General features: G+C 45.0%; 3 protein-coding genes. All 3 read left to right on the forward strand.

Going from position 1 to position 4,028, the window contains the following annotated elements:
• Nucleotides 1-125: 125 nt before the first annotated feature.
• From B1L02_RS23365 to B1L02_RS23375, 3 genes are read left to right on the forward strand one after another with little or no spacing between them, the layout of a single operon-like run.
• Nucleotides 126-1,499: a diaminobutyrate--2-oxoglutarate transaminase family protein gene (locus tag B1L02_RS23365; protein WP_088533086.1), complete on the forward strand. Its 1,374-nt coding sequence runs from the start codon at nt 126-128 to the stop codon at nt 1,497-1,499.
• A gap of 5 nt (nt 1,500-1,504) precedes the next feature.
• Nucleotides 1,505-2,803 (forward strand): hypothetical protein, encoded by a 1,299-nt coding sequence (locus B1L02_RS23370; RefSeq protein WP_088533087.1) that lies wholly within the window; start codon nt 1,505-1,507, stop codon nt 2,801-2,803.
• Nucleotides 2,804-2,843: 40 nt separating this feature from the next.
• Complete coding sequence (locus B1L02_RS23375; protein ID WP_157757279.1) at nt 2,844-3,992, forward strand: retropepsin-like aspartic protease; 1,149 nt, start codon at nt 2,844-2,846, stop codon at nt 3,990-3,992.
• Nucleotides 3,993-4,028 lie beyond the last annotated feature (36 nt).

Raw genomic sequence — 4,028 nt, forward strand, 5'->3', positions numbered from 1 at the left:
TTAAGGTTCGTTTTGTTTTAGATTATTTTACAAGAGTTGCTGATTTGTAATTGTTTATATATCTTGACCAACCTTAATTGTAATGTGAATGAAACTTCAATGTAACAATGAGGGTGATAACGCAAATGGATAGAACACAGGAATTAACAAGTGACCACACTGAACTGCAAGACACAACGAGTTGGTACACCTACCAAAGCTACGTAGAGTCTAGCGCAAGAACGTATTCGCGAGTTATCGATAAAGTCATTGTGGCAGGCAAAGGCTCAATCCTTACCGATGCTGAAGGAAAAGAATATGTAGATCTATTGGCTTGTGCGGGGACATTAGCACTGGGCCATAACAATCCAGAAATCAAACAAGAGCTAATTAAGTACCTTCACACAGATGAAGTGATGCAAGGGTTGGATATTTTAACACCAGCAAAGTATGCGTTTACTAAGGAATTATTAGGTTTACTGCCAGAGAAATTTCGCGATGAAGCGCGCATTCAATTTTGTGGTCCATCTGGCGCAGATGCCACCGAAGCGGCGATTAAGCTATTTAAAACCGCAACAAAGCGTCGCACGGTACTTGCATTTCATGGTGGGTATCATGGTATGACTGCAGGTGCGTTGTCACTCACCGGTAACCTCAACGCCAAAGAGTCAGTCGCATCGTTGATGCCTGATGTGCATTACCTACCTTTCCCTTATAACTATCGTTCCCCTTATTTAGTACAAGGTGATGAATTAATAGAAACCTCTTTACACCATATTGAAACCGTCTTTAGCGACCCTGAAAGTGGTATAACTAAGCCAGCAGCTGTGATCTTAGAAGCAATCCAAGGTGAAGGCGGCTGTATCCCTGCACCCGCAAAATGGCTTAAAGGACTGCGTCAGTTGTGTGATGAATACGATATCCCCTTAATTTTTGACGAAATTCAGTGCGGTTTTGCTCGCTCCGGTGATTTATTTGCCTTTCAAAGTGCAGACATCATGCCGGATGCAATTTTACTGTCAAAAGCACTCGGCGGCGGCATGCCAATGTCAGTCGTCGTGTACCGTGAAAAATATGATCACTGGAAACCAGGTGCACACACCGGCACTTTCCGAGGAAACCAACTGGCGATGATCGCAGGTCGTAAAGGTATGGAGATCATCCGCCGTGATAAGCTGGCCGAAGCTGCTCGAGAAAAAGGGGCATGGCTTAAAGCCGAGCTGGAAAAATTGCAGCAAAAGTATGCCTTTATCGGAGATGTAAGAGGGCGGGGTTTGATGCTGGGGGTTGAAATTATTCATCCAAACACGGCCAGATCACCAAAGCATCCTGATTTAGGCGATGGCTCATTAGCAGCAGCAATCAAAAAACAATGCTTTGCCAATGGCTTGATTTTAGAGACTGGCGGCCGCTTTGGTGCTGTATTGCGTTTACTGCCTGCCTTAACTATCTCCATGGATGAGCTCGAGCGTGCGGTTGAACTGCTTGATCTTAGCATGAGTCAGCTAGCGCAGGGGTAAGTAAGATGAATTGTCCCGTTGTCATGAAGTTTGGCGGTGCATCATTGGGATGCGCTGAATCGATATTACGTGTCGCAAGGCTTATCCAGCAACAGCAGAAGCACACTCGAGTCGTCGTGATAGTGTCAGGCTGTGGCAACGTGACAAACGATCTTGAAACCATTCTCGCAGATCCACACAAACCGAGCCAAAAACGTGCACTGGAAAAAGTAAAGTTGTTCCACAGTGAGCTACTTAGGCAATGCGCGCTAACTTTACAGGCTGAACCTGAACTTACTGCCACCCAACATGTGATTTATGATCTGTGTGACCACGCACTCGAGCGGCTTGATTACCCGCTGGTTAATCATGATGAGTTGCTAACACTCGGCGAGCGGTTGAGCGCACAAATCATGAGCGGTATTTTACGTGTTTTAGGACTTAGCTGTGGCTATTTAGATGCTGCTGAATTTATTCATTTATCCGGTGAAAAGTCTGAGCATCAGCCAGCCATCGAGAAGATTAGCCGTTTGTGTCAACAGGTTGCTAGACAGGCCAAACACGTTAATGTTAGTGAAGGATTTATTGCACGAGGGGAAGATGGCCAAATAGCGACTTTAGGTCGCAATGGGTCAGATACAACCGCTGCAATCTGGGCTGTTGCGTTAAATGCAAGTCGCCTTGAAATCTGGAAAGAAGTAGAGGGGTTATGCAATGCCGATCCTAATATTATTCCTGAAGCCAGTTTAATCACCGATATTGCATTTGACGACCTGTGTGTTTTATCACAGTTTGGTGCGTCTGTAATCCACTATCCCGCGTTACAGTTGTTGCGGCAACAGCGGCTAATCCTCTCGCTAAAGTGTCCAAAGAATCCAAACACACCAAAAGCCACTCATATTCATTTTGGTGGCGAGCGTCCCCCTGTGAGTGCATTAGCGTTATTGAGCGGTGTACAAGTATTGCCCCATGGCGAACGGCTAGGACTATTTTGTGTTGATAAAGGCGCTGCTGAATTGCGTTTCGTTATGGATTTATTCTTACAAGACAAAACGTTACAAACTCTCCAAGACATACAGCAAAGTCAAAACCTGTTACTGCTTACGTTATTCAGCAATCAGTTTGCTATCAACACTCAGGCGTTAAAAAGTCAGCTATCCGAGCGAGGGATATCGATATTGGCAGTGTGTTCCGATAGTGCCAAAGAATGCGTGAACCTCGTTATTGTCGCGGAAGAAAAAGCGCAAGCAATGAGGATTGCACATGCCCAGTTACGTCAGCAAATTACCCAAAGTCAATGTATAGAAGTGAACGATGCAGTATAGAAACTTGTTTTTTATTTTGATTTTATTCCTAGGTATATCAATGAGCCACGCACAAGTTGACCCAGCGATAAACGGTTGGGCGCCAGAATTGGAAGCCATCACAGAAGAGCAGCAAGCCACCTTAAACGATATTTATCGTTATATGATAGCTGGCAACTTTGCGTTGGCCGAATCCGAGTTGGCAAAGCTATATAAGGAAGTCCCTCAAGTATTACCGCAGTGGGTTGCGTTGCTGACCGAGCAACAGCAATACGAAAAGATCCGTAAGCTAGTTGATGAGGGAATTGTTTCCTCTACGCACAGTAGTGCTGTGATAGCCAGCACACTCGATTCTGGCCCCTTGCCGCAACTTCATTTCGAACAACTACAAGCCACGATCCCGCTGCAAGACCATTGGTTAGTGCCACTGCCAAGAGTAAAGCTGAGGCTAAACGGATATGATTTTTACTTTGTGCTTGATACCGGTGCTTCTCAAAGCTTAGTGACAGACAAAGTGGTGAAGAAATTAAAGCTTGATATTGCCTCACAGCAACAAGTCGAAATAGATACCGCAACTGCAAACACGGTCAAGGCTGACTTAGTGCGTTTGCCAACGTTCCAGCTCGGTCCGGTTAAAGCCCAGGATCAGCTCGCGCTCGTTGTAGATCACACAGAACTCGAACAACGGTTTTTAGGGATTAATTGGTATCAACTCGATGGCATCATCGGGTGGCCAATCATAAAAGCATTGGATTTAACGCTAGATTTTGACAAGCAAATCGCTGAAATCAAAAAGCCAGCGGTGCAGCAAGAGAAAACCGGAAATCTTGTCTGGTTGTTTGACGACCCAATGGTGATCACCAAGACAAACAATACAAACCAACTCTGGTTTTTAGATACCGGCGCAATGGAGAGTCAAATCACCAGTGATTACTTAAGTGCCGAACAATATCAATCCATTACTTGGAAAGAACGAAAGTTTAATGGTTTAGGAGGCAAAGGCGCAGTGGAGAAAACTGCTAAATTTGGCCCTATTAGCATCAATTTTCCATCAATTACACAGCATTTCAAAAAACTGACGGTACGTGCTGACCATCAAGACTGCAGCCATAGTCGCTGTGATGGTCGACTGGGTGTCGACACCGCTGACAGTCTTCGCATGCATATTAATTTTCACGCCGCCAGTTTTGACATTCGCCATAAACACTGAGCTTCCCTAGGAACGTTTTACTAACGGAATACAAAA

The sequence above is a fragment of the Pseudoalteromonas piscicida genome, from assembly GCF_002208135.1.
Taxonomy (GTDB): domain Bacteria; phylum Pseudomonadota; class Gammaproteobacteria; order Enterobacterales; family Alteromonadaceae; genus Pseudoalteromonas; species Pseudoalteromonas piscicida_A.

Bases quoted from the DNA above. Each gene is read 5' to 3' on its own strand.
- B1L02_RS23375 (WP_157757279.1), top strand. From the start codon at position 2,844: ATGAGCCACGCACAAGTTGACCCAGCGATAAACGGTTGGGCGCCAGAA.
- B1L02_RS23370 (WP_088533087.1), top strand. From the start codon at position 1,505: ATGAATTGTCCCGTTGTCATGAAGTTTGGCGGTGCATCATTGGGATGC.
- B1L02_RS23365 (WP_088533086.1), top strand. From the start codon at position 126: ATGGATAGAACACAGGAATTAACAAGTGACCACACTGAACTGCAAGAC.